Origin of the sequence: Pelagibacterium montanilacus (assembly GCF_003992665.1) — a bacterium.
Lineage (GTDB): Bacteria > Pseudomonadota > Alphaproteobacteria > Rhizobiales > Devosiaceae > Pelagibacterium > Pelagibacterium montanilacus.
The window spans coordinates 21,917-46,434 of the sequence record NZ_RZMX01000002.1 but is presented as its reverse complement, the minus strand read 5'-3'; the positions used below and the strand labels follow the sequence as shown (position 1 = coordinate 46,434).

General features: G+C 65.7%; 22 protein-coding genes and 1 tRNA gene. 12 read left to right on the top strand and 11 right to left on the bottom strand.

All coding sequences use genetic code 11. From position 1 onward, the window contains the following. Positions 1–52: 52 nt before the first annotated feature. The gene (locus tag EO136_RS01050) at positions 53–1,024 is read right to left on the bottom strand and encodes a sugar-binding transcriptional regulator (protein ID WP_127142621.1); all 972 of its coding nucleotides are present in this window, start codon (positions 1,022–1,024) and stop codon (positions 53–55) included. Between the two features lie 155 nt (positions 1,025–1,179). Continuing rightward, positions 1,180–1,256, bottom strand: a tRNA-Ile gene (locus EO136_RS01045). A gap of 167 nt (positions 1,257–1,423) precedes the next feature. On the opposite strand from EO136_RS01045, the gene EO136_RS01040 reads away from it, so the two are divergent. Then, entirely contained in the window at positions 1,424–2,137 is a 714-nt protein-coding gene (locus EO136_RS01040) for an SIMPL domain-containing protein (RefSeq protein ID WP_164730377.1), read from the top strand. Between the two features lie 65 nt (positions 2,138–2,202). Here EO136_RS01040 and EO136_RS01035 read toward each other — a convergent pair whose 3' ends face one another. Together EO136_RS01035 and EO136_RS01030 are read right to left on the bottom strand one after the other, a co-directional pair. Then, the gene (locus EO136_RS01035; protein WP_246018229.1) at positions 2,203–3,030 is read right to left on the bottom strand and encodes a sulfite exporter TauE/SafE family protein; all 828 of its coding nucleotides are present in this window, start codon (positions 3,028–3,030) and stop codon (positions 2,203–2,205) included. An 84-nt stretch (positions 3,031–3,114) separates the two neighbouring features. Further along, entirely contained in the window at positions 3,115–3,537 is a 423-nt protein-coding gene (locus EO136_RS01030; protein WP_127142619.1) for a secondary thiamine-phosphate synthase enzyme YjbQ, read from the bottom strand. Positions 3,538–3,753: 216 nt separating this feature from the next. On the opposite strand from EO136_RS01030, the gene EO136_RS01025 reads away from it, so the two are divergent. The 4 genes from EO136_RS01025 to EO136_RS01010 all read left to right on the top strand — a co-directional run bounded on the left by EO136_RS01025 (position 3,754) and on the right by EO136_RS01010 (position 7,811). Continuing rightward, the gene (locus tag EO136_RS01025) at positions 3,754–4,137 is read left to right on the top strand and encodes a hypothetical protein (RefSeq protein WP_127142618.1); all 384 of its coding nucleotides are present in this window, start codon (positions 3,754–3,756) and stop codon (positions 4,135–4,137) included. A 132-nt stretch (positions 4,138–4,269) separates the two neighbouring features. Continuing rightward, on the top strand, positions 4,270–6,549 hold the full coding sequence (locus tag EO136_RS01020; protein WP_127142617.1) for an OmpA family protein: 2,280 nt from the start codon (positions 4,270–4,272) through the stop codon (positions 6,547–6,549). Positions 6,550–6,704: 155 nt separating this feature from the next. Continuing rightward, positions 6,705–7,316, top strand: a complete 612-nt coding sequence (locus EO136_RS01015; protein WP_127142616.1) for a tellurite resistance TerB family protein — start codon at positions 6,705–6,707, stop codon at positions 7,314–7,316. A 315-nt stretch (positions 7,317–7,631) separates the two neighbouring features. Then, on the top strand, positions 7,632–7,811 hold the full coding sequence (locus EO136_RS01010; RefSeq protein ID WP_127142615.1) for a hypothetical protein: 180 nt from the start codon (positions 7,632–7,634) through the stop codon (positions 7,809–7,811). Positions 7,812–7,840: 29 nt separating this feature from the next. Here EO136_RS01010 and EO136_RS01005 read toward each other — a convergent pair whose 3' ends face one another. The 4 genes from EO136_RS01005 to EO136_RS00990 form a co-directional block, all read right to left on the bottom strand. Beyond that, on the bottom strand, positions 7,841–8,128 hold the full coding sequence (locus EO136_RS01005) for an HlyU family transcriptional regulator (protein WP_127142614.1): 288 nt from the start codon (positions 8,126–8,128) through the stop codon (positions 7,841–7,843). A gap of 181 nt (positions 8,129–8,309) precedes the next feature. Continuing rightward, on the bottom strand, positions 8,310–10,388 hold the full coding sequence (gene rpoD / locus EO136_RS01000; protein WP_127142613.1) for an RNA polymerase sigma factor RpoD: 2,079 nt from the start codon (positions 10,386–10,388) through the stop codon (positions 8,310–8,312). A 206-nt stretch (positions 10,389–10,594) separates the two neighbouring features. Next, complete coding sequence (gene dnaG / locus EO136_RS00995; protein WP_127142612.1) at positions 10,595–12,529, bottom strand: DNA primase; 1,935 nt, start codon at positions 12,527–12,529, stop codon at positions 10,595–10,597. An 84-nt stretch (positions 12,530–12,613) separates the two neighbouring features. Next, positions 12,614–13,066: a GatB/YqeY domain-containing protein gene (locus EO136_RS00990; RefSeq protein ID WP_127142611.1), complete on the bottom strand. Its 453-nt coding sequence runs from the start codon at positions 13,064–13,066 to the stop codon at positions 12,614–12,616. Positions 13,067–13,321: 255 nt separating this feature from the next. Between EO136_RS00990 and carA the strand changes: the two genes are divergently transcribed. Then, a complete protein-coding gene (carA, locus tag EO136_RS00985; protein WP_127142610.1) occupies positions 13,322–14,509 on the top strand; it encodes a glutamine-hydrolyzing carbamoyl-phosphate synthase small subunit in 1,188 nt (395 codons plus the stop codon). A gap of 15 nt (positions 14,510–14,524) precedes the next feature. On the opposite strand, the gene EO136_RS00980 is transcribed toward carA, so the two are convergent. Then, a complete protein-coding gene (locus tag EO136_RS00980; protein ID WP_127142609.1) occupies positions 14,525–15,334 on the bottom strand; it encodes a phytanoyl-CoA dioxygenase family protein in 810 nt (269 codons plus the stop codon). A gap of 266 nt (positions 15,335–15,600) precedes the next feature. Further along, the gene (gene carB / locus EO136_RS00975) at positions 15,601–18,912 is read right to left on the bottom strand and encodes a carbamoyl-phosphate synthase large subunit (protein WP_127142608.1); all 3,312 of its coding nucleotides are present in this window, start codon (positions 18,910–18,912) and stop codon (positions 15,601–15,603) included. A gap of 304 nt (positions 18,913–19,216) precedes the next feature. On the opposite strand from carB, the gene EO136_RS00970 reads away from it, so the two are divergent. The 3 genes from EO136_RS00970 to EO136_RS00960 all read left to right on the top strand — a co-directional run bounded on the left by EO136_RS00970 (position 19,217) and on the right by EO136_RS00960 (position 20,873). Beyond that, entirely contained in the window at positions 19,217–20,050 is an 834-nt protein-coding gene (locus EO136_RS00970) for an aldo/keto reductase (protein WP_127142607.1), read from the top strand. Between the two features lie 93 nt (positions 20,051–20,143). Beyond that, positions 20,144–20,341 (top strand): hypothetical protein, encoded by a 198-nt coding sequence (locus EO136_RS00965; protein ID WP_127142606.1) that lies wholly within the window; start codon positions 20,144–20,146, stop codon positions 20,339–20,341. A gap of 4 nt (positions 20,342–20,345) precedes the next feature. Continuing rightward, positions 20,346–20,873, top strand: coding sequence for a cupin domain-containing protein (locus EO136_RS00960; RefSeq protein ID WP_246018228.1), 528 nt, complete (start codon positions 20,346–20,348; stop codon positions 20,871–20,873). Here the strand turns inward: EO136_RS00960 and ltaE are convergent. Further along, a complete protein-coding gene (gene ltaE / locus EO136_RS00955) occupies positions 20,870–21,892 on the bottom strand; it encodes a low-specificity L-threonine aldolase (protein WP_246018227.1) in 1,023 nt (340 codons plus the stop codon). The genes EO136_RS00960 and ltaE overlap by 4 nt on opposite strands. 430 nt (positions 21,893–22,322) lie before the next feature. Between ltaE and EO136_RS00950 the strand changes: the two genes are divergently transcribed. The 3 genes from EO136_RS00950 (at position 22,323) to trxB (ending at position 24,502) form a co-directional block, all read left to right on the top strand. Then, positions 22,323–22,535 carry a cold-shock protein gene (locus EO136_RS00950; protein WP_127142605.1) on the top strand — a complete coding sequence of 71 codons (213 nt, stop codon included), beginning with the start codon at positions 22,323–22,325 and terminating at the stop codon, positions 22,533–22,535. A gap of 333 nt (positions 22,536–22,868) precedes the next feature. Further along, entirely contained in the window at positions 22,869–23,342 is a 474-nt protein-coding gene (greA, locus tag EO136_RS00945; protein WP_127142604.1) for a transcription elongation factor GreA, read from the top strand. Positions 23,343–23,551: 209 nt separating this feature from the next. Beyond that, a complete protein-coding gene (trxB, locus tag EO136_RS00940) occupies positions 23,552–24,502 on the top strand; it encodes a thioredoxin-disulfide reductase (RefSeq protein ID WP_127142603.1) in 951 nt (316 codons plus the stop codon). Positions 24,503–24,518: the final 16 nt, after the last annotated feature.

The following is a 24,518-nucleotide window of genomic DNA, read 5'->3' as shown; positions in this document are numbered from 1 at the left end:
AGGCGCGTTCGGGCGTCGAGGACAGGCGCATCACTGAGTGATGGAAAATGGCTCAGCCCAGCAGCGCGGCCGCCGTGGCTTCGTCGGTGATCAGCCCGTTGACCAGCCGGTGGGTCACCGCGGGGCGAATCGCGGCCAGCTTGTTGGCCCCGCGCGCCACCGCGATCACCAGCCCATGCTCGCGGCTCGGCAGCGGCGAGGAGGCCACCCGGTCATTGGTCAGCCCCTCGATGAACCGGCCCCGGGCGTCATAGGTCCAGCCGAGCATTTCGCCCACCGCCCCCGCGCCCTGCAGGGCCACGAGCTCTTCGGCGGTGACGAACCCGTCCTCCTTGAGCGGCGCGCTGGGGCCCAGATCGCCGATGCCCACGAACGAGATCGAGGCCGAGGCGACAAGCGCCATGGTCTTTCGGATAGAGGCCTGCTCATGGAGCAGCGCCCGCTCGCCGGCCGAGGCGGCGATCACCGGCAGGGGCATGGGAAAGCTGCGGGTCTTGGCCTTGTCCGCGATCGAGAAGATGACATTGTAGAACGCCGCCGACCCGTCCGGCGCGATATTTCCCGCAAGCGAGACCGCCGAATGATGCGGGCAGTCCATGGGCGACATCAGGTCGACCGCCGCCTTGAGCGTGCGCCCGGTGCCGATCCCCATGGTCACCGGCTCTGTAGCCGAAAGCACCGTCTCGATCTCCACCGCCGTCGCCTCGGCGATCCCGAGCGCGGGGTCGGGATGGCCCGGATCGGTCGGCACCACTTCCACCCGCTCGAGCGCGAAGGTCTCGCGCAGCCGCGCGGCCAGATCCATGCAATGGGCGATCGGGTGGTCGAGCCGCACCTTGACCAGTTTTTCCGAGACCGCGAGCGAGACGAGGCGCTGCGCGCTCTGGCGCGACACCCCCAGCTTGGACGCGATCTCGTCCTGGGTGTTGCCCGCCACATAATAGAGCCAGCCGGCGCGCGCCGCATCGTCGAGCCGGCTCCGCGTGCCCTCCCGCCGCCGCGCCGCTTCCGCCTTTGCCACCATCCCCGGATCGCCTCCCCCGCCTTTGCCCCGTTCCGTGCCAAACCAATGACAGAAAACCCGCCCCCCGAAAAGCCGGAGGCGCATAGGCCATCAGAGCACAAGAGTTCGGGAGAACGTATGGCAGAGGGTTGCCGGAGCGACGCCCCCGGAAAGACTGGTGGGCCCGGAGGGACTTGAACCCCCAACCAGACCGTTATGAGCGGTCGGCTCTAACCAATTGAGCTACAGGCCCAGCCGGGGGTTTCCTAGCCGGTTCGGCCTTCGAGGTCCATGGGTTTTTGCGCCGTCCGCCGCGCAGATGAACGCGTCTTGGGCGGGGTGTTCATCTGCCGTAAATCGGGCGCATTGGAAGGTGAGTGTTCTTCAACTCCCTCAAGCGCAAAGGAGATTTCACCCATCATGCGCACGCTTGCCCTTCTTGTTCCGCTCGGCCTTGCCGCCCTTGCCACCCCGGCCCTCGCCGATGATCGCACCATGGCGCTCTCGGGCACCGGGATCGTCCGCGCCGCGCCGGACATGGCCTCGATCACCACCGGCGTCACCACCCAGGCCGAGACCGCCCGCGAGGCGCTCGATGCCAACACCGAGGCGATGAGCGAGCTGACCGCGCTCCTGCGCGAAGCCGGGCTCGAGGACCGCGACATCCAGACCACCGAATTCAGCGTCAGCCCGCAATATGTCTATTCCGACCAGCGCGACGAGAGTGGCTACACCCCGCCCCCGCGCATCACGGGCTACGAAGTCACCAACGCGGTCACCATCATCGTGCGCGAGCTCGACGATCTGGGCGTGATCCTCGACCGGGCCGTCAGTTCGGGCGCCAACGCCATCCGCGGCATCGCCTTTGAGGTCGAGGACACCGCGGCCCTGCTCGATCAGGCCCGCCGCCGCGCGGTCGCCGAGGCGCAGGCCAAGGCCGAGACCTATGCCGAGGCCGCCGGCATCGCACTGGGCGACATCGTCGCCATTTCGGAAAGCCCCGAAAGCCAGCCGCCCCAGCCCATGATGGCCATGGCCCGCGCCGAAGTCGCCTCCGACATGGCGGTGCCCGTCGAGGCCGGCGAGATGAGCTATTCGATCACCGCCACGATCACCTGGGAAATCGAGGTCTGACGGGCACGATTCGGGCGCCCCGGGGAGCCCCCCATCGGGGGGTCCGGGGGGCCTTGCGTTCGGCCTCATCCGAACACCGCCTCGCTGAGCATGCGCAGGCCCACCACCACCTGGAAGGCGGCAAAGCCCAGCCGCAGCACACGCCCGTCCAGCCGGTGCGCGATCGCCACCCCGATCGGGGCGGTCAGCACCGAGACGGCACCCAGCACGACCAGCGAGGGCAGGTTCACATAGCCCACGCTGAGCGGAGGCACGCCCGCAACGCCCCAGCCCGAAATCGCATAGCCGAGCGCCGCGGGGATGGCCAGCAGCACCCCCAGCGCCGATCCCGTGCCCACCGCGGTGTGCATGGGCAGCCCGAAGGCCACCAGCGTGGGCACAGAGAATGCACCGCCGCCCACGCCCATAAGCGCCGAGATATAACCAATGATCGAGGCCGAGATTCGATTGACCATCGGCACGCCGGCGACCTTTTCCATCAGCATGCGCTGGATGGGCAGCGCCAGATTGAGCGCGATGAACAGCACCGCCACCCCGAAGATCGCCTTGAGCACCTCGGCGGGGTAGAGTCGCGCGGTCAGCCCCCCGACAAGCGCGAAGATCACGATCCAGAGCGCCCAGCGCCGCAAAATGTCCCGATCCACCGCCCCTCGGCTGTCATGGGCCATCGCGCTGCGCGCGCCCGTGGGGATGATCACCGCCAGCGATGTGGCCAGCGCCACGTGCATGGTGACCGCCGGATCGAACCCCATGATCCCATAGGCCAGCACCATGGCCGGGACCATCACGATCCCGCCCCCGATGCCCAGAAGACCGGCCATCACGCCGGTGATGGCGCCGGTCGCGGCGAGCCCTGCGGCAAAGGGCAGGTAAGCGAGGAGGGTTTCTGGCAAGACAGGGATCCGGATCGGTGAGGATCACAGGACTATTGAGCACCTGATCACCAATGTCCAGTTCAACTGCCGTCCCGTGGCCCCCTAATCCTCCCCGATCGCGTGCAGCGCAATGGTGCGCCGATGGGCGATGCGCCGGTGCTCGAAGACATAGATCCCCTGCCAGGTCCCCAGCACGGCCCGCCCATCGAGGATCGGGATCGACAGCGAGGTCTGGGTCAGCGCCGCCCGGATATGGGCCGGCATGTCGTCGGGCCCCTCGATGGTATGGCTCAGCCAACCCATGCCCTCGGGCACCAGCCGGGCAAAAAAGCCGTCCAGGTCGGTGCGCACATCGGGGTCGGCATTCTCCTGGACCAGCAGCGAACACGACGTGTGCCGGCAAAAGACCGTCAGCAAGCCCTCCTCGATCCCCGCGGCTTCAACGAAGCCCACGACCGATTTGGTGATCTCGTAGAGACCCTGCCCGCGGGTGGAAAGGGTAACCCGGTCCGATGTCTGCCTCATCGCATGTGCTCCTGACGCTGGCGTCCTCGGCTCAGCACTCCCATGTTCGCCGCGCGCGTGTCCAGGTGGGAACCCTTCGCCACCAGGCGCGTTTGATCGGCACATCGCGTAAGGCCAATATAAAAAATCGGCCCATCGCGGTACAAAGTCATGCCGCGCCGGATGCTCTTGCCCTTTACGCTCTGAGCGGCTCAGGTACATCAAAGGAGACCCATGATGGCCGAAATCGACCGCGAAGACATCCGGCGTGAGCCCCAAGACGTTCGGAGCGAGCCCATCGAGCGCGAACGCATCTACAATATTTCCAACGGATCCGGCGGCGCCGCCGGCTGGTGGCTCGCGGGCGCAGTGACGCTCGCCGCCCTGATTGGCGCGTTCATCTTTTTCAGCGGCGGCGATCCCACCCCGACTGAGGCGGAAACCGTGGTCATGGAACCGGCCGCCGAACCCGCCCCTGCCCCGGAGCCGGCCCCTGCAGCAGAGCCTGCTCCGGCCGAAGCTGCTCCTGCCGAGGCGGCGCCCGTCGAGCCCGCTCCGGTCGAAGCCGAGCCCGCTCCGGCGGAAGCCGAAGTCGTGGCGCCCGTCGCACCGGCAGAATAAACAGCATCGCTTGACGGGCCGGTCCAACGCCGGCCCGTTCAGCGTGCAGTCATCTTGATCGGTTTAGGTCATGGGGTTCGATCCGGAATGCGGACGACCCCGATACTGCCGGGGGGCAGAGGAGATTTTCCCATGAAACTGAAGCAGATGTTGTTGGCGAGTACCGCCGCAATCGTACTTTCGGCGCCCGGCGCGCCGCTCCTGGCCGCAACAGGCCAGGACGCGCCCATCCGCCTTGCCCAGGCGGCGCCTCCCGCGCTCGCAGGCGCAATCCAGACCTATCGCGAGGCCCAGTCCGGGGTCCAGGCCGCCGAAGCGGCCGGTGAGGATCCCGCGGCCGCCCAGGCCCGTCTCGCTGAAACCCGCGCCGAGCTCGAAGGGCTGTGCGCGGCCATCGGCCAGCCGGACGTGGAAGCCTGCATCGCCTTCTTTGCCGAAGGCGGCGCAGCGGCCCAGCCCGCACCCGAAGAGGTCCAGCCCGAGCCCGAGATGCAGGCCGAACCCGAACCGGCGCCTGAGCCGGAGCCGGAGCCGGAGCCCGCGCCCGAACCGCAGCCTGAACCCGAGCCCGCTCCTGAGCCGGAGCCCGAACAGGCCCCCGCTCCGGTCGAAGAGCCTGCGCCCGAGCCGGCCCCCCAGGCCGAACCCGAGCAGCCGGCAGACCAGCCCGAGCAGGCGCCTGAGGCTGAAGTGCAGGCCCAGCCCGAGCAGGCACCCGAGCCAGAGCCCGAAATGGATGTCGAGCCCCAGCCCGAAGCCGAGATGGCCGTCGAAGCCGAAGGCGAAGCAGACGTCGAGACCCAGCCTGAAGCTGACCAGCAGGCAGAGCCCGCCCCGTCCGGCCAAGAGGTGGCCCAGAACCTTCAACTCGCCTATGACCGCTACACCGCGGCCATCGCCCAGTACCGCGAAACCCGCGATGCCGGCGGCAATATCTCGGATGCCATAGCCGAAATCGGCGCGGCCGAAGCCGAGGTCGCCGAAATCTGTTCGATCCTTGGTCAGGAAGACATCGTGGCCTGCGGCGCAGCTTTCGGGCTCGATATTGAACTGTTCGATCCCGAGCAGGAAGGCGCTGTCGAAGGCACGGACGAAGCCGACGCGGCAGAAGCTAGCGAAGACCAGACCCCCGATCAGGCCGGTGGCGAGTCCGCCGATGGTGAAATGGTCGACGGGTCCGAGGAAACCATGCTGGCCGAAGACATCTTGGGCGAACTTCTGCCCGAAGGCGTGATGGTCGACCGCGAGGAACTCGCTCCCCTGCTCGACAGCGACAAGGACACCCGTTCGGGGTCCGTGTCCGAGGAAGAAGAGTACGATATCCCCGAGGACGAACGCACCACCATGCAGGCTGAAGAGGACGAGGCCATGGCCGCGTCCGAACGTGAGCCCGAAGCCGCACCCCAGAGCGACGCCGAAGCCCAGCCTGAAGTCGCGCCCGAGCAGATCCAGTCCGCTCGCGCCGAGGAAGGCCGCCGCCGTGAGCCCCGCCGTCGCGAAGACGGATCGGTGCTGGTCGGACCCGTGGAAAGCGAGCAGCTCTCGAACGCACAGATCATAACCACGATCGGTGCCGCAGCCGTCCTTGCCATCGGGGCCAACTACTTCATCCAGTCCCAGGATTCCGAGCGCATCGTCTATGAGGACGACAGCGACTACTGGGTCGAGGATCTTCCCGGCGGCCGGACACGTGAGACGGTGTTCCGCGCCGATGGCAGCCAGATCGTGACCGTTCGTGACCGGTACGGCGAAATCGTCCGCCGCTCGCGCATCGAGCCCGATGGACGCGAATTCCTGCTGGTCTATGTCGATGACGACTATCGCCGCTATGACGATCAGGGTCGGTGGATCGACCCGGGCCGCCAGCTTCCGCCCCTGCGTCTGAACATCCCTGCACGCGAATACGTGCTCGATGCCAGCGCAGCGGATGAAGGCCAGGTTGCCCAGTTCCTCGACCAGCCGCCGGTGGAGCGCATCCAGCGCTACTACACCGTCGAGGAGGTCAAGCGGTCCAGCCGTGTCCGTGACATGGTTCGCAGGCTCGAGATCGGCGATCTGACCTTTGCAACGGCGAGCGCCAACATTGCGCCCGACCAGGTCAACGCGCTCTCGGAAGTGGCCAATGCCATGCTCGACCTGCTCCAGCAGAACCCCGCCGAGACCTTCCTGATCGAAGGACACACTGACGCCGTGGGCGATGAGTTCTACAACCTCAATCTCTCCAACGAGCGTGCGGAATCGGTGGCTTATGCCCTCACCCGGGTCTACGGCATCCCCGCAGAGAACCTCGCGACCCAGGGCTATGGCGAGCGCTATCTCAAGGTGAACACCTCGATCGCCGAGCGGGTGAACCGTCGCGTGACGATCCGCCGGATCACTCCGCTCGTCACCCCGGTTGCCACTGCCAACTAAGCGACCGATCGAGCGATCATTGTCCGGGGCCGGGTGCGCAAGCATCCGGCCCCTTTCGTTTGCATCTCGCGCGCCTACAAATCGCCGCCCTCGAGTTGTCAAACAGCCTCACGCGCACCATTTCGAGTGCGGCACACAACGGAGACCATTGCCTGATGTTCGATATCGACAAGATCGTGACCGCGCTCAAGACCGACCCCAACGCCCAGCGCACCGCGGGAGCCGGCGCGGCCGGGCTCGCCGCCGGCATGCTGCTCGGCGGCGGCGGCATGAAAAAGATCGCAAAGTACGGCGCGCTCGCGGCTATCGGCGGTATCGCCTATAACGCCTGGCAGAAAAGCCGCACGCCCGACCAGTCGGCCAATGTGGAAACCCCGCCCCCGGGCCCCTTCATGCCCGCGCCCGAAAACGAGAGCGAGCAGGAATCCCTCGGCAAGGCGCTGGTGCGCGCCATGATCGCCGCCGCCAAGGCCGATGGGCGCATCGACGCCGATGAGAAGGAAAAGATTTTCGCCCGGCTCGAGGGCATGGACCTCTCCCCCCAGGACAAGGCCTTCGTCTTTGACGAATTGTCCTCGCCCCTCGACATGGAAGCCGTGGTGCGCGCGGCGGACACCCCCGAGCACGCCGCCGAAATCTATGCGGCCTCCCTCGTCGCCATCGAGGGCGCCTCTCCAGGCGAGCGCGCCTACCTCGCAGCGCTTTCCCACAGACTGTCCCTGCCCGCCGACCTCGTCACCTCGATCCACGAGACCGCCGGGAAATAGAGCGTTTCCAGGAAAAGTGGAAACACTTTTCCAGTTCGGAACCGCGCCGAATCAAAAACCTGGAGCTCCTGTTCTGAGCCGATCAGAACAGGATATGCTTTAGGCCCCGGCGCGCGCTCCTGGCCCTCGAGGGCCCGCGGGGCGCCAACACAGCAAGAGGCCGGGAACCAGTCCCGGCCTTGACCATTGTTCAAGACGATCCGATCTTGAGTGCTCCGGGGCGGGAAGGATCGGCGCTCTGCACTCCGGAAACGCGAGCCGATACACAATCGGGCCGGGCGCGCTGACCACGTGCGGCTCGGGAGGACAATGGAAATGACCTATCTCGATCCCGATCACGCCCATCACATCAGCCGCGCGCGGCTGATCAATCGGGCCCTCAAGATCCTCGCCGTTGCCGCCGTCGCCGCCTTCGGCTGGTTCGCGCTCACCTTGGGAACCGGCGAGCCGTCAAACCCCTTGACGGTCAGCGAGCCGTTCCAGCCCGCATCCTGAACGCGGGCGCGCCCCCACAAGCCCTGCCGTCAGGTGAACAGCGTCCGCTTCTGTTCCTTGATGATCTGGCGTCCCTTGGCCAGCGTTGCGGCGATCGCGTCGTCCCGGCTGGCGAATTTGTCGGCGCGGATGAATTTCTCGATCCTGAGTTCGCCGTCGATTTCCTTTTCGATGCTGCCCGCGATCTGGTGCTCGCCCCCGGCCTGCATCAGCGCCACCTTGATCGTGAAGCCCTCGTACTCTTCCTGAGCATCGACGGTCGGGGCCGTGGGCTTGTCGTCCTTGCCCAGCCCGAAGATTGATTTGAGAAACGACATGGTCCTGCTCCGTCGCCAGAATGTATGGGGCGCTCCCTAAAGCGCTTCGCCAGAAATCGGAAACACTTTTCCGGCCTTCATGCGCGGGAAATTAAAAACCTGGAGCTTGTGTTCCGATGTCTTCAGAACACAAGCTCCAGGCCACGCGCTTTTATCCCACCAAGAGTAGCGAACGTGCCGCCTAATTGTCCAGAAAACTGCGCAGCTTGCGGCTGCGGCTCGGGTGCTTGAGCTTTCTGAGCGCCTTGGCCTCGATCTGGCGGATACGTTCGCGCGTCACCGAGAACTGCTGGCCCACTTCCTCGAGCGTGTGGTCGGTGTTCATCCCGATCCCGAACCGCATGCGCAGCACGCGCTCCTCGCGCGGAGTGAGCGAGGCGAGCACGCGGGTCGTGGTCTCGCGCAGGTTCGACTGGATGGCCGCATCGATCGGCTGGATCGCATTGGAATCCGGGATGAAATCCCCGAGGTTGGAATCTTCCTCGTCCCCGATCGGGGTCTCGAGGCTGATCGGCTCCTTGGCGATCTTGAGGACCTTGCGGACCTTGTCGAGCGGCATCTGCAGCTTTTCAGAGAGCTCCTCTGGGGTCGGCTCGCGACCGATCTCGTGGAGCATCTGGCGGCTCGTGCGCACGATCTTGTTGATCGTCTCGATCATGTGCACCGGAATGCGGATGGTGCGCGCCTGATCGGCGATCGAGCGGGTGATCGCCTGCCGGATCCACCATGTGGCATAGGTCGAGAACTTGTAGCCGCGGCGATACTCGAACTTGTCCACCGCCTTCATCAGCCCGATATTGCCCTCCTGGATCAGGTCCAGGAACTGCAGGCCGCGATTGGTGTATTTCTTGGCGATCGAGATCACCAGCCGCAGATTGGCCTCCACCATTTCCTTCTTGGCGATGGCCGCCTCACGCTCGCCCTTCTGCACCTTGTGAACGATCCGCCGGTATTCGGCGATGTCGAGACCGGTCTCGGTGGCCAGCGTCTGGATTTCGCTGCGCAACTCGTCGATCGTCGCGCGCTCGCGCCCGACGAAATCGCCCCAGCCCTTCTGGGGCCGCTCGCCTACCTTGTCGGCCCAGTCGGGGTCCAGCTCGGATCCGTAATAGGCATTGAGGAAGTCGTCGCGCTTGATCTTGTAGCTCTCGGCCAGCCGCATCAGGCGGCCCTCATTGCGCACGAGCCGCTTGTTGATGTCGTAGAGCTGCTCGACCAGGCTTTCGATACGGCTCTGGTTGAGCGAGAGCGACTTGACCGCGACGATTACTTCGTCGCGCCATTCGTCGAGCTTCTTGACCTCGGAGCTTTTCAGTTCCTTGGCTGCGAGCTGGTCCTCGACATGCTGGTCCTGGACCTTGCGCATCTTGCCATAGGTCTCGGCGATGCGATCGAAGGTCTCCACCACCTGGGGCTTGAGTTCCGCCTCCATCGCCGAAAGCGAGAGATTGTTCTCGTACTCGTCTTCCTCGTCATCATCGTCGGTGGGCGCCTCCGACGAGGTTTCACCCTCCTCGGACTTGCCCTCGGTCCGCGCATCGGACGCGCCGGCGCGCTCTGCCGGACGGGACGCGCCATTGGCCTGGCCGGTCTCGGCGCCCTCGCCCTCATCGTCGTCTTCCTCGCCACCGCCGGGGGCCATCTTGGCCTCGGGGCCCGCATAGGTGGCTTCCAGATCGATGATGTCGCGCAGCAGAATCTCGCCCTCGGCGAGCTGGTCGCGCCAGATGATGATGGCCTGGAAGGTCAGCGGGCTTTCGCACAGGCCCGCGATCATGGTCTCGCGTCCCGCCTCGATCCGCTTGGCGATGGCGATCTCGCCCTCGCGGCTCAAAAGCTCGACCGAGCCCATCTCGCGCAGGTACATGCGCACCGGATCGTCCGTCCGGTCCGAGCCCGACTTGGCGTTCGATGTGCTGGCAACCGCGGTGCCGGTCGAGGTGGTGGCGACTTCGCCGCCCTCGTCATCGGCGCCCGTGTCGGCTTCTGCCTCCTCGACCTCGTCCTCGTCGATCACATTGATGCCCATGTCCGAGAACATGGACATGATGTCCTCGATCTGCTCGGAGGTCACTTCCTCTGAGGGCAGGACGGCATTGATCTCTTCATAGGTGACGTAGCCGCGCTTCTTGGCGGTCTTGATAAGCTTCTTGACCGCGGCATCGGAGAGGTCGAGAAGAGGCCCGTCTGGCCCTTCACCGCCGGCTTCCGGCTTTGTTTCCGCTTCGGTCTTGCTTTGGTTCGCTGCCTTAGTGGCCATATATGCTCTCCTGAGCCGCGCCGCCTGACGGCGTCGGTGTCACCCCGAGATGGTATCGACGACTCTGCGCCGTAAGGGACAGCAAGAGGGTTAACAAAGCATATGCTCGCAATCGCTGCTCCGCTCCACCTGCCTAGCTCACGCCACCCGGAGGCATGACCCGCATTGCCATGCGCAAAAACGCGCAAACACGAATCGCCCTCTTTTCAAAGGCTTCGCGTTCCACGCCCGGATAGCGAACCAAATCCCTCAATCAACGCCTCGGTACCATCGACGCTGGAAATCTGATTCTGGATGTCCCGCAGCCGTTCGAACGAGTGTTCGCTCAGGTCTTCGCCGAGCGCCAGTTCGGCTGCTTTGAGTTCTCTATTTAGTCGAACGGATTTGTAATGCAAGGCCAGCGCATGCTTTAGGCCCGTCTCGGCGTCGATTTGGGCGCTTTCCGCCTCGGTCTGCCAGACCCCCTGACGCGAAAGCACCGAGCGCATCCGCTCGAGCATGGGGCCGAACCCGCGCGCCACCAGCGCCTCGCCCACCCCGTTTGGCCCCAGATCGGGATGGACGGTCACCAGATCGAGCAGCACCGCCATCACCTGGCGGGCGGGCAGCGACTGGAATTCGATCTCGGCCAGTGCCTCGAGCCGGGCCTGAACCAGTTCGGGGTGGTTCACAAGGCTCATCACGATCACCGCCTCGCGCGGGATCACGTCCGGAGCCGGCCCGCCCTTGAGCAACCGCGAATTGCGCAGCGTATCGGACACCATCATGCGCGGGCTGCGCCCACCCCCGGCGCCGCCCCGCCCGCGCTCGTTGCGCCCCCCGCCCTCACGCCCCCCCTTGCCGCCGTACCGGCGCGGGGAAATGAAGAGCTGGGCGATCTTTTCGTCGAACGCCTGGCTGTAATGGCGCCGCACCGAGACGTCACCGATCCGCCCCGCGCGCTCGCGCAGCCGCGCTTCGAGCGCCGCGCGCTGCTCGGGCGCCTCGGGAATGCCCGAGAGCGTCTCGATCGACCACACCGCCTCGGCCAGCGGGCGCGCATTGGCGATCAGCGCGGCAAAGGCATCGCGCCCGCGCTGCTTGATGATGTCGTCGGGGTCCAGTCCGTCGGGCAGCGTCGCGATCGCCACGCTCTTGCCCGGCTTGAGCTGGGGCAGAACGATGTCGACGGTGCGCTCGGCGGCGCGCAGCCCCGCCGTGTCCCCGTCAAAACACAGCACCGGGATGTCGGTCATCCGCCAGAGCAGCGCCAGATGCTCTTCGGTCAGCGCCGTACCCAGCGGCGCCACCGCGCCCTCGAACCCCGCCGAGACCGCCGCGATCACGTCCATATAGCCCTCGACCACCACGATCGGCTTGCCGTCATAGCCCGCCTGGCGCGCGGTCTGGCCATTGTAGAGCGTCTGGCGCTTGTGGAAGAGCTCGGTCTCAGGCGAGTTGAGGTACTTGGCCGCCATGTCCGCCGACAGCGCCCGACCGCCAAAGGCGATGACCCGGCCCCGGAAATCGGTGATCGGGAACATCAGTCGGTTGCGGAACCGGTCGTAGGGCACGGCGATCTCCTCGCCATGGACCACCAGCCCCGTCTCGATCATCTCGCCCAGCGTCACCCCGTTGGCCGCGAGGTATTCCTTGAGCCCGTTGCGGCTGTCGGGTGCGTACCCGATCCGGAACCGTTGCTGCATGGCGCCGGCGACCCCGCGCTCGAGCAGATACCCCCGGGCCCGCGCGCCCGCATTGTGGGCCAGCGCCTCCTGGAAATAGCCCGCCGCCATGTCCATCACTTCATGGAGCGTGCGCCGCGCTTCGGCCCGGCGTTCGGCCTTCTCGTCGCGCGCAGGCATCGGCACCCCGGCGCGGCCGGCCAGCATCTCGACAGCCTCGGGAAAGCTCATGCCGGTCTTTTCGGTCAGGAACCGGAAATGATCCCCGCTCGCTCCGCACCCGAAGCAGTGATAACGCCCGCGCCGGTCGTCGGCATGAAAGCTCGGGCTCTTTTCGCCGTGGAACGGACAGCAGGCCCACATGTCGCCCCGGCCCGGCTGGCTCTTGCGCTTGTCCCAGACCACATGCTCGCCCACCACCTGCGTGATCGACAGGCGGTTGCGAATCTCGTCGAGGAAGGTGTCGGAAAAGCGCATGAGCCTTAGGTAGGTGCAGCCCCTTCAAATGTCACGTACGGCAGACTTTTCCCAGGTTATCCACAGCCCGGCTGCTCCATGCCCCTAACCGCCGAGCGCCGCTTTCACCTGCTTTGAGGCCTGGCCAAAATCGATCCGCCCGGGATATTTCGCCTTGAGCACGCCGACCACCTTGCCCATGTCCCGCAGCCCTTCTGCGCCCGTCTCCTTGATCGCCTCGGCGATCGCGGCATCGACGTCCTCGGCCGAGAGCGGCTTGGGCAGATAGTCCTTGATGATGACGATTTCCTCGCGCTCCTGGGTCTCGAGGTCCGTCCGGCCCGCATTGGCGTATAGCTGGGCCGATTCCTCGCGCTGCTTGACCATCTTCTGGAGCAGCGCCAGCACCTCCTCGTCGGAAATGCCGTCCCGGCCCTCGCCCCGCGCGGCGATCTCGCGATCCTTGATTGCAGCGTTGACCAGTCTCAGGGTCGCGGTCCGGCGCGCGTCGCGCGCCTTGATCGCGGTCTTGAGGTCGGCATTGATCTGCTCGCGCATGGCCTGTCCTTTCGAGCAATGAGTGCGGGGCGAGCATATACCCAAGTCAGCCGCGAAAGCCAATCGGGCGCGACAATCGACCTCGCCTCAGCCAAGCCATTGAATACAAACGATTAACTTCTAGGCGGCGTGTGTTGACCTTGGCCCCCGCTTCCCTTAGTTTCCGCGGGACTTCATCTAGGAAACGGAACTGGTCTCATACGGGAACACTTACCCGTCCGGTTCCGCGCGCGCCACATCCCAAGGAGACTTCCCATGTCCGGTTGGCAGGATACCCCCACAACGGCAGTCCTCATCCTGCGTGATGGAACGCGCCTTGAGGGACAGGGCATCGGCGCCACGGGCCTTGCGGCCGGTGAGGTGTGCTTTAACACCGCCATGACCGGCTACCAGGAGATCCTCACCGATCCCTCCTATGCTGGCCAGATCATTACCTTCACCTTCCCCCATATCGGCAATGTGGGCACCAATGACGAGGACATCGAGACCGTCAACATGGCCGCCGATTCCGGGATCCGCGGCGCGGTCCTGCGCGCCGACATCACCTCGCCGTCCAACTACCGCTCGGCCCAGCACCTCGACGCCTGGCTCAAGAAGCGCGCGATCATCGGGATATCGGGCATCGACACCCGCGCGCTCACCGCGCTCATCCGCGACAAGGGCATGGCCGACGCCGTGATCGCCCACGCGCCCGACGGCAGGTTCGACGAAGCGGCATTGAAGGCGGCTCTCGATGCCTTCCCGGGCCTCGAGGGCCTCGACCTCGCAAAGGACATGGCCACCACCCAGTCCTATGGCTGGGACCAGACCCGCTGGACCTGGGGCACTGGCTACGGCACCCTTGCCGAGCCGAAATACCACGTCGTGGCCATCGATTACGGCTCCAAGCGCAACATTCTGCGCTCGATCGCCCAGGAAGGCGCCCGGGTCACCGTGCTGCCGGCCACCGCCACCGCCGAGGACGTGCTCGCGCAAAATCCCGATGGCGTGTTCCTCTCGAACGGCCCGGGCGATCCGGCCGCGACCGGTGAATACGCCGTGCCCACCATCAGGGGCGTCATCGATGCGGGCAAGCCGGTCTTCGGCATCTGCCTTGGCCATCAGCTTCTCGGCCTGGCGCTGGGCGGCAGGACCGCCAAGATGCATCAGGGCCACCACGGCGCGAACCACCCGGTCAAGGACCTGACCACCGGCAAGGTCGAGATCACCTCGATGAACCATGGCTTTGCCGTCGACCGCGACAGCCTGCCCGCCGGCGTCACCGAGACCCATGTCTCGCTGTTCGACGGCTCGAACGCGGGCATCGCGCTCGAGGGCAAGCCGGTATTTTCGGTCCAGTACCACCCGGAAGCCTCCCCCGGGCCCCACGACGCGCACTACCTCTTCAAGCGCTTCATGGACAACGTCCGCATCCACAAGGGCGAAGCGGCGACCACCGAGTAGCCGCCGCCCCTTCGCTCACGCCCGGTCGGCGTCCAGCGCCTCCACAATGGCGCGCTCGACCGGCGCCAGCCCTTCACGCGCGCCCTCCAGACTGAACGCCCCGCGCGGATAAAGCGGCGGCTGCGCCATGAAGCGCGGCTCGGTGCCGCGATGGGGCTGCGCCGCATGGACAAGGAAGGGGTGGCACAGATAGACCGTGCCCGCCGGCCCGGTGGCCAGCACCTCGTCGCGCCGAGCCGACTCGGCAAAGCCGTTGGCGGCAAGTTCTCCCAGCGTCATCCCATCGGCGCCGGCGCCCGCCAGCCGCCGCGCAATATCTCGATGCGAACCCTTGCGAATCCGCGTCGGCGCGTCCGCCTCGCCCACGTCTGAAAACAGGAACAGCATAAGCAGCGCCCGCCCGCGTGACACAAGATTGGCCCGATAGCTCAGGAAGTCCGCCGGATCGTCCCGTTCGAGCGCGAAGCTCACATCGATGTGCCAGCCATCGTCGCCAGGCGGCTCGTCGGACGGAAACCGCACGGGAAATGTACCCAGCCCCTGTGGCGGTACCCAGCGGCCCGGCCCAACGAGACCATCATAGGCCGCGTGCAGGCGCGCAGTGTTGGATGCTTCCCTGAACGGCGCATCAGAATATCCGCCAAGCCGGATGACGGGGCGTGTCCAGGTGTCCCGGTTGTGCCGATCGCATCCGGTCTCGGCCCAGAGGATCGCACGGCCGGCATCGGCCAGCGCGCGCGGAAACGCATCGTCGATCCGAACGAAGCCGTCGGTGATAAAGGATTGGATCTGCGCCGGGCTCGGCGCGAGGTCATGACCAGTCATGAAATCTGTCTCTCGATAGGTGTCAGCATCGCGCATCTGCATGCGCGTCGATCCATCTCTGGGGGATGGCAAGGCCGCTCCGAGCGACCGCTGACTTATCGAGTGCGGGTCATGAACATGCCGGGATATTAGAGCGGGCCGCTCATGGAAGTCAACGCAACGTAGCTACACCAGAACCAGGACGGAGGTCATAAGCCAGCAGAATGGCAAAAAGGCCGGACCTGCCGGCCCGGCCTCCTCGAACTTCAGCCCGATCGCGGTTGGCGTCAGGCCGCAAAATAGTCCTGCAGTGCCCGCACGCGCATATTGCCCTCGCGATAGGCGATGATGCCGGCCACCGCCGCGGTCGCGCCGGGGATGGTGGTGTAATAGGGCACTTTCGAGATCAGCGCCGCCCGCCGGATGTCGCGGCTGTCGGAAACCGCCTTGACCCCGTCGGTGGTGTTGATGACCAGTTGCACCTCGCCATTCTTGATCGCATCGACGATGTGGGGCCGGCCCTCGAGCACCTTGTTGATCTTGTGGCAGTCGATGCCCTGTTCCGAAAGGAACCGCTGGGTACCGCCCGTCGCGATCACCTTGAACCCGGCGGCAGCCAGCAGGCGCACCGGCTCGACGATGCCCGCCTTGTCCTCGTCGCGCACCGAGATGAACACCGTGCCCTCCTTGGGCACCTTGGTGCCACCGCCGAGCTGGCTCTTGGCGAACGCGATGGCGAAATCGGTATCGAGCCCGATCACCTCGCCGGTCGATTTCATCTCCGGGCCCAGCACCGTGTCCACACCGGGGAACCGCGCGAAGGGGAATACCGCTTCCTTGATCGCGATGTGCTCGATCTTGCGATCCTCGAGCGCAAAGCTTTCGAGCTTCTCGCCCGCCATGATGCGCGCCGCGATCTTGGCGATCGGATAGCCGATCACCTTGGCCACGAACGGCACGGTCCGGGACGCGCGCGGATTGACCTCGAGCACGTAGAGCGTGCCGTCCTTGAGCGCGAACTGCACGTTCATCAGTCCGCCCACGCTGAGCGCCTTGGCCAGCGCCGTCGCCTGGCGCTTGAGCTCCTCGATGATCGCGGGCTCGAGCGAATGGGGCGGGAGCGAGCAGGCGCTGTCGCCCGAATGGATGCCCGCTTCCTCGATATGTTCCATGATCCCGGCCACGAACACGTCCGTGCCGTCCGAAAGACAATCCACGTCGATCTCGACCGCGCCCTGCAGATAGCTGTCGAACAGCAGCGCATTGGCGGCGAGCACCGAGTTGATCTGCCCGGTCTTGTCGTTGGGATAGCGATGCCGGATTTCGGGCGGCACCAGCTCGGTGAGGGTCGACTGCACGTAGCGCTCGAAATCCTCGGCCGAATGGCAGATCACCATCGCCCTTCCGCCCAGCACGTTCGAAGGCCGGATGACCAGCGGAAAGCCCAGCCCTTCCGCCACGATCCGCGCCTGCTCGAGGCTGTAGGCGATGCCGTTGCGCGGCTGGGTGAGGTCGAGCTTGTTCAAAAGCTTCATGAACTGGTCGCGGTCTTCGGCCAGGTCGATCTTGTCGGGCTGGGTGCCCAGGATCGGGACGCCGGCCCGCTCCACCGCGCTCGCGAGCTTGAGCGGGGTCTGCCCGCCGAACTGCACGATCACCCCGTGCAGCGTTCCGTTCTGCTTTTCGGTGGTCAGGATCTCGATCACGTCCTCTTCGGTGAGCGGCTCGAAATAGAGCCGGTCCGAGGTGTCGTAGTCGGTCGAGACGGTTTCGGGATTGCAATTGACCATGATGGTCTCATAGCCCGCATCGGCCAGCGCGAAGGCCGCGTGGCAGCAGCAATAGTCGAACTCGATGCCCTGGCCGATCCGGTTGGGCCCACCGCCCAGGATCACCACCTTCTTGCGGTCCGAGGGATTGGCCTCGTCGGCCGGCACACCGGCGAACGGGGTCTCGTAGGTCGAATACATGTAGGCCGTGGGCGAGGCGAACTCGGCCGCGCAGGTGTCGATCCGCTTGTAGACCGGGCGCACGCCCAGCCCGTGGCGCAGGTTCAGGACGTCCTTGGCGGTCTTGCCGGCAAGCTCTGCGAGCCGCGCGTCAGAAAAGCCCATGGCCTTGAGCTTGCGCATCTGGTTTTCGGTCTGGGGCAGGCCGTATTCGCGCACCTTGGCCTCGGTGTCGATGATTGCCTGGATCTGCTCGAGGAACCAGGGGTCGATCCGGCAGGCCTCGTGGATCATCTGGTGGTCATAGCCCAGCCGCATGGCCTCGGCGACCAGCAGCAGCCGGTCGGGGGTCGGCGTGCCCAGCGCGGCGCGCACCGCGTTCTTGTCGTCGCCCTCGCCCAGCCCGGAGATGCCGATCTCGTTCAATCCGGTCAGCCCGGTCTCGAGCGAGCGCAGGGCCTTCTGGAGCGATTCGGGGAAGCTCCGGCCGATCGCCATGGCCTCGCCCACCGACTTCATCGAGGTCGTCAGCCGGTTGTCCGCCCCGGGGAATTTCTCGAACGCAAAGCGCGGGATCTTGGTGACCACATAGTCGATCGAGGGCTCGAAGCTCGCCGGGGTCGCGCCACCGGTGATGTCGTTTTCCAGCTCATCGAGCGTGTAGCCCACCGCCAGCCGCGCCGCGACCTTGGCGATGGGAAAGCCCGTGGCCTTGGACGCCAGCGCCGAGGACCGCGACACGCGCGGGTTCATCTCGATCACGACCAGCCGCCCGTCCTTGGGATTAACCGCGAACTGCACGTTCGAGCCGCCCGTCTCCACCCCGATCTCGCGCAGGACCGCGATCGAGGCGTCGCGCATGATCTGGTATTCCTTGTCGGTCAGCGTCAGCGCCGGCGCCACGGTGATCGAATCGCCGGTGTGCACGCCCATCGGATCGATATTCTCGATCGAGCAGATGATGATGCAGTTGTCGTTCCGGTCCCGGACGACCTCCATCTCGTACTCTTTCCAGCCCAGGACGCTCTCTTCGACCAGCACCTCATTGGTGGGCGACGCGTCGAGTCCGGATTCGATGATGTCGAGATATTCCTCGCGATTGTACGCGATGCCCCCGCCCGTGCCCCCGAGCGTGAAGGACGGCCGGATGATGCAGGGCAGCCCGATCTCCTCGAGCGCCTTGAGCGCCTCGGGCAGCGAATGGGCCAGACGCGAGCGCGGGCTTTCGAGCCCGATCTTGTCCATCGCCGTGCGGAACAGCTCCCGGTCCTCGGCCTTGTCGATGGCCTCGGCATTGGCGCCGATCATTTCCACGCCGAACTTGTCGAGCACGCCCATCTTGTTGAGCGAAAGCGCACAGTTGAGGGCGGTCTGTCCGCCCATGGTGGGCAGCAGCGCGTCGGGCCGTTCCTTTTCGATGATCTTGGCCACCACTTCGGGGGTGATCGGCTCCATGTAGGTCGCGTCCGCCACGTCCGGATCGGTCATGATGGTCGCGGGATTGGAGTTGACCAGAATGATGCGGTAGCCCTCTTCGCGCAGGGCCTTGCAGGCCTGTGTCCCCGAATAGTCGAACTCGCAGGCCTGGCCGATGATGATCGGCCCCGCCCCGATGATGAGGATGGATTTGATGTCTGTGCGTTTGGGCATGGTGTGTCTTCTCGTGCGGCATGCGCGCGTCAGGCGGACTGACGCGCGAGGAACGGGCTCGGACTCTCTTGGCTAGGCGGTCTCTCTAGACCAACCCTTTGCCGATTTCCAGCATAACCGCAGAGATTCTTTTCCTCTCTGGGACCGCGCTGCCCGGAACCTGCCGCCCGGCTCTGGATTCTGCCCTGTGCGAACCCTATTGTCTGGGCTCGACGGGGGCCGCTCCCGCGGTCCGGGTCCACACTTCTCCATTGTCTTCACGACCCATTCACTCACCAGATCAGTGCAACCCCAAGGAGTCCCCATGGCGTCCACACCGCTCATCACGCTCAACGACGGCGTAACCATTCCCCAGCTCGGCTTCGGCGTCTGGCAGATCCCCGACGAGGAGGTTGCCGAAAAGGTGCGCGTCGCGCTGGAGGCCGGCTATCGCCACATCGACACCGCCAAGGCCTACCGCAATGAATCGGGCGTCGGCGAAGCGCTACGCTCCTCGGGCCTCGCGCGCGACGACATCTTCGTCACCACCAAGCTCTGGAACACCGACCAGGGCTATGATTCGACCCTTGCGGCGTTCGACGGCAGCATGGAGCGGCTCGGGCTGGACGTGCTCGACCTCTACCTCATCCACTGGCCCCAGCCCATGTTCGACGACTACCTCGACACCTGGAAGGCCATGGTCAAGCTCAAGGAGGACGGCCGCATCCGCTCGATCGGCGTCTCGAACTTCCTGCCCGAGCATCTCGACAAGATCATCGGGGAAACCGGCGTTGTCCCATCGGTCAACCAGATCGAGGTCCATCCCCGCTTCCAGCAGCGCGAGTTGCGCGCTTTCTGCGCCGAAAAAGGCATCGCCGTCGAAGGCTGGAGCCCGCTGGGCCGCGGCAACATGCTCGAGGACCCCTCGATCACCGCGATCGCGTCCGCCCATGGCAAGACGGCGGCTCAGGTGGTGATCCGCTGGCACCTCCAGCACGGCAATATCCTGTTCCCCAAATCGGTGACCCCTTCGCGCATCCGCGAGAACTTCGAGGTCTTCGATTTCGAGCTCAGCGCCGACCAGATCGCCGCGCTCGACGCCATGGACGACCCCGAAGGCCGCACCGGGCCGAACCCCGCGACCTTCGACCTGCGCTGACCCCTGTTGTCCGGGGCCGGCTCACCGGCCCCGGAACCGGCAGCCCGCCTTCGGAGTTATCCGTCCAGATCAACCCCACGAAGGATAATTCCGATGGTCGAGCCGCAGCGGGAACGCGAAACAGTAGTGGTCAATGGTGGCGGCGGAGGCGGCGGCGGCGCTGGCCTCATCGTCGGCATCGTGCTCGCCATCCTCGTCATCGTGGGCATCGTCTATTTCGTGAACATGAATTCGGGCGGCGAAGGCGGCACCGTGTCGGTCGACGTGCCCGCCGTGGACGTCACCGAATAAGCGCGTGCCCCTTACCGACGACAGCGTGAGTGCACATGTCTTTGCCGATGACGGGACTTTCCCCAATTCGGCCCTCCCGCTCATGGCTTATCGGAGGGCGCTCGCGCCCTCCGACGTCAGCCCCGAAGCGATCGAGGCCCTGTTTGCGGCCAACTCCTGGCCGCCTGCCTGGCGCTATGGCATCTATCCCGACCACCACTATCACTCCAACGCCCACGAGGCGCTGGGCGTGGCGTCCGGCACGGCCGAAGTCACCCTCGGCGGGCCGGACAACGGGCTGACTCTCGAAATATCGGCGGGAGATGTGGTCGTGATCCCCGCCGGGGTCGCCCACAAGTGCAACCGCGCCAGCGACGACTTCCTCGTGGTCGGCGCCTATCCGCCCGGCCAGAGCCCGGACCTGCTCTGGGGCAAGCCCGGTGACCGCGAAAAGGCCCTCCCGGCGATCACCGACGTTCCTCTCCCCGAAAGCGATCCGGTCAAGGGACCGGACGGCCCGCTGGTCACCGCCTGGGCCCGCGAGACGCGCTAACCCACACGCTCCAGAAACGCGGCCACGCCCGCCAGCGCCGCCTCCACCGCGTCCTCGCCCACATCGAGATGGGTGACCCAGCGCAACTGCCCGTAGCGCCCCGAAACGATCACCCCGCGCTCGGCGAGAAATGCCGCCAGCGCCGTCCCGTCGATGCCCGGGCAGTCCATGAAAACGATATTGGTCTGCGGCGCCTCGACCAAGAGCCCCTCATGGCGCGCAAGACCTTCCGCGAGCGTCGCCGCCAGCCAATGATCCTCGGCCAGTCGCTCGACATTGTGCGCGAGCGCATGGAGCGCCCCCGCCGCGACGATCCCCGACTGCCGCATCCCCCCGCCCAGCATCTTGCGGATGCGCTTCGCCTTGCCGATCGACGCGTCCGAGCCCGCCAGCACCGTCCCCACCGGCGCGCCCAGCCCTTTCGAGAGACACACCGAGACCGTGTCGAACCCCTCGGCAAGGTCCGCCGGCGCGATCCCGCTCGCCACCGCCGCATTGAAGATCCGCGCCCCGTCGAGATGGGTCGCGAGCCCCGCCCGGCGCGCCAGCCCCAGGGCATCGGCCACGAACGCTTGCGGCAACACCCGCCCCCCGATCGTGTTCTCGAGCGCGAGCAGCCGGGTGCGCGCGAAATGCATGTCGTCCAGCTTGATGGCCTTTTCGATCTTCTCGAGCGCCATCGTCCCGTCGGGCAGGTTCTCGATCGGCTGGGGCTGGATCGACCCCAGCACCGCCGCGCCACCGGCCTCGAAGCGGTAGCAATGGGCCTGCTGGCCCGCGATATACTCGTCGCCCCGCGCGCAATGGACCATCAGCGCGGCGAGGTTGGACTGCGTGCCGGTGGGAAAGAACGCGCCCTCATCTTTGCCCGTGCGCCGCGCCACCTCCGCCTCGAGCGCCGCGACGGTCGGGTCGTCGCCATAGACGTCGTCACCCACCGGCGCCTGGGCCATGGCCGCGCGCATCTCCGCGCTGGGCCGGGTAACGGTGTCGGAGCGGAAATCGTGAAGGATCGGCAAGTCGGTCCCCTCTCGTGGTTGCAACCGCGGCCGGGCTCGGCGCGCCGGCTCCGGTTCCATACTGCGCACGGGCCCGAACGCCAAGCGCACCGGGCGCATGCCGGCCGCGCGCACCCCGCTTCGCGGTGCCCTGCCGATGCAAGACACGGCAGCGTTACTGACATGTTACATGGCGGCGCCATGTCCTTGTCGGCGTTCTACTGCCGAACCGGCCGGTACACTTTTTTGGCCCACCCCGCTCCGCAGTCTCTCTTGAATAATGTGCGACGTTCTTTTAGGATCGGGCCATCGATATTGCGGCCGACTGACTAGCCGTGCGACTTTTCGCGCCCCGCTGACGTCTAGAACCGATATTCGATATACATGGGGACGAGTGGGCGTATGCGCAGGCGTCCCGAATTACGCCAGCACGACGCGAAAGGACACGCCAATGGCTACCGGCACTGTCAAATGGTTCAACACCCAGAAGGGCTACGGCTTCATCCAGCCCGACGAGGGCGGGGCCGACGTCTTCGTCCACATCTCGGCCGTTCAGACCTCCGGCATGACCGGTCTCGATGAAGGCCAGAAGATCTCCTACGAGATCGTCAAGGACAAGCGCACCGGCAAATCGGCTGCGGGCAATCTGGCCGCCAGCCAGTAATCCTTCAAGGCCTCGCCAGGCGTCCCGGGCCGGCCGGGACGGGCGGAACCAATGACGGGACGCAGGGCGCAGTCGCGGTCTGCGTCCTTTTCGTTTGCAGCCCGGCTCCGCCCCTCGCGCGGCCCCGGTCCCTTGCAACCGGCAGCGCCTGCCCCATATGAGCCCATGCAGGCTGCGGCGGAAACCCGATAGGCGGGACTTGACCAATCGAGCGACCAAGGGCAAGCTTGCAACGAGTTTCCCCGAAAAGATGCAGAACCCGACGCGCTGACATCGGTCGCGCAACCAGAACGGATTGTCGGGTGTACAACGAACAAGGAATGGGATTGCACCATGGATAGAGTCCCGATGACGGTAGCGGGCCACGCTGCCCTTGTCGAAGAGCTCAGGCGCAGGACAGCCGAGGAGCGTCCCGCGATCATCGAGGCGATTGCCGAGGCGCGCGCCCACGGCGACCTTTCCGAGAACGCCGAGTATCACGCCGCCAAGGAACAGCAGAGCCACAACGAAGGCCGGGTCATGGAGATCGAATCCATGCTGGCCAAGGCAGAGATCATCGATGTCTCCAAGCTCTCGGGCAACACGGTCAAGTTCGGTGCCACCGTCACCCTGATCGACGAGGACACCGAGGAGGAAAAGACCTACCAGATCGTGGGCGATGCCGAAGCGGACGCCCGCGCCGGCCGCATCTCGATCTCATCGCCCATCGCTCGCGCGATGATCGGCAAGGAAGTCGGCGATTCCATTGAGGTCACCGCCCCCGGCGGGGCCCGTGGCTACGAGATTACAAAGATCGCCTTCGTCTGACCGGCCCGCCTCGCCGGCCCCCATCGATTCCCAAAGGGCAGGACCCGCGTTTTGCGCAGCCTGCCCTTTTTTGCTTCACGGAGCGGGGGCCGGCGCGACATTTTCGGCACGTGCCCACAGCTTTCGCCCGCCCGGGCCGAACTTTTCTTGTAACCGGGCCCATGCGTGCCATATTTGAGAACACCTGAAGACAACGCGCCTGGGGCACAATGCACGCCAAAGTCATCATCGTAGGGTCGGGACCGGCTGGCTACACCGCCGCCATCTACGCCGCCCGTGCCATGCTTGAACCCGTGATGGTTTCCGGGATGCAGCCCGGCGGCCAGCTCACCATCACCACCGATGTCGAGAACTATCCCGGCTTTGCCGATCCCATCCAGGGCCCCTGGCTGGTCGAGCAGATGCGCACACAGGCCGAGCACATGGGCACCCGGATGGAGAACGACGTCATCGTGGATGTCGATCTCGACGTCCGGCCCTTCAGGCTGACCGGGGACAGCGGGACCGTCTACACCGCCGACAGCGTCATCATCGCCACCGGCGCCCAGGCCAAATGGCTCGGCCTGCCGTCGGAAGAAAAGTTCATGGGCTTCGGGGTCTCGGCCTGCGCGACCTGCGACGGGTTTTTCTATCGCGACAAGACCGTTCTGGTCGTGGGCGGCGGCAACACCGCCGTCGAGGAAGCGCTGTTTCTCACCAACTTCGCCTCAAAGGTCATCGTCGTGCACCGGCGCGACGAGTTCCGCGCGGAAAAGATCCTCCAGCAGCGCCTGTTCAAGCACCCCAAGATCGAGGTCCGCTGGAACACCGCGCTCGACGAGGTCAAGGGCGATAACATGCCCCCTTCGGTGCGCGGCGCGGTCCTGCGCGACATGGCCAGCGGCCAGACCACCGAGATCGAGGTCGACGGCATTTTCGTTGCCATCGGCCACGCTCCGGCCACCGAGGTGTTCAAGGGTAAGCTCGAGATGAAGCATGGCGGCTATATCGTCACCGCGCCCGACAGCACGGCCACCAACATCCCGGGCGTCTTCGCCGCAGGCGATGTCACCGACGATGTCTACCGCCAGGCCGTGACCGCTGCGGGCATGGGCTGCATGGCCGCGCTCGAAGCGGAACGCTACCTCGCCGAGCACGAGCTTGCCGAGGCAGCCGAATAGGCGCCCGCGCTCTCAG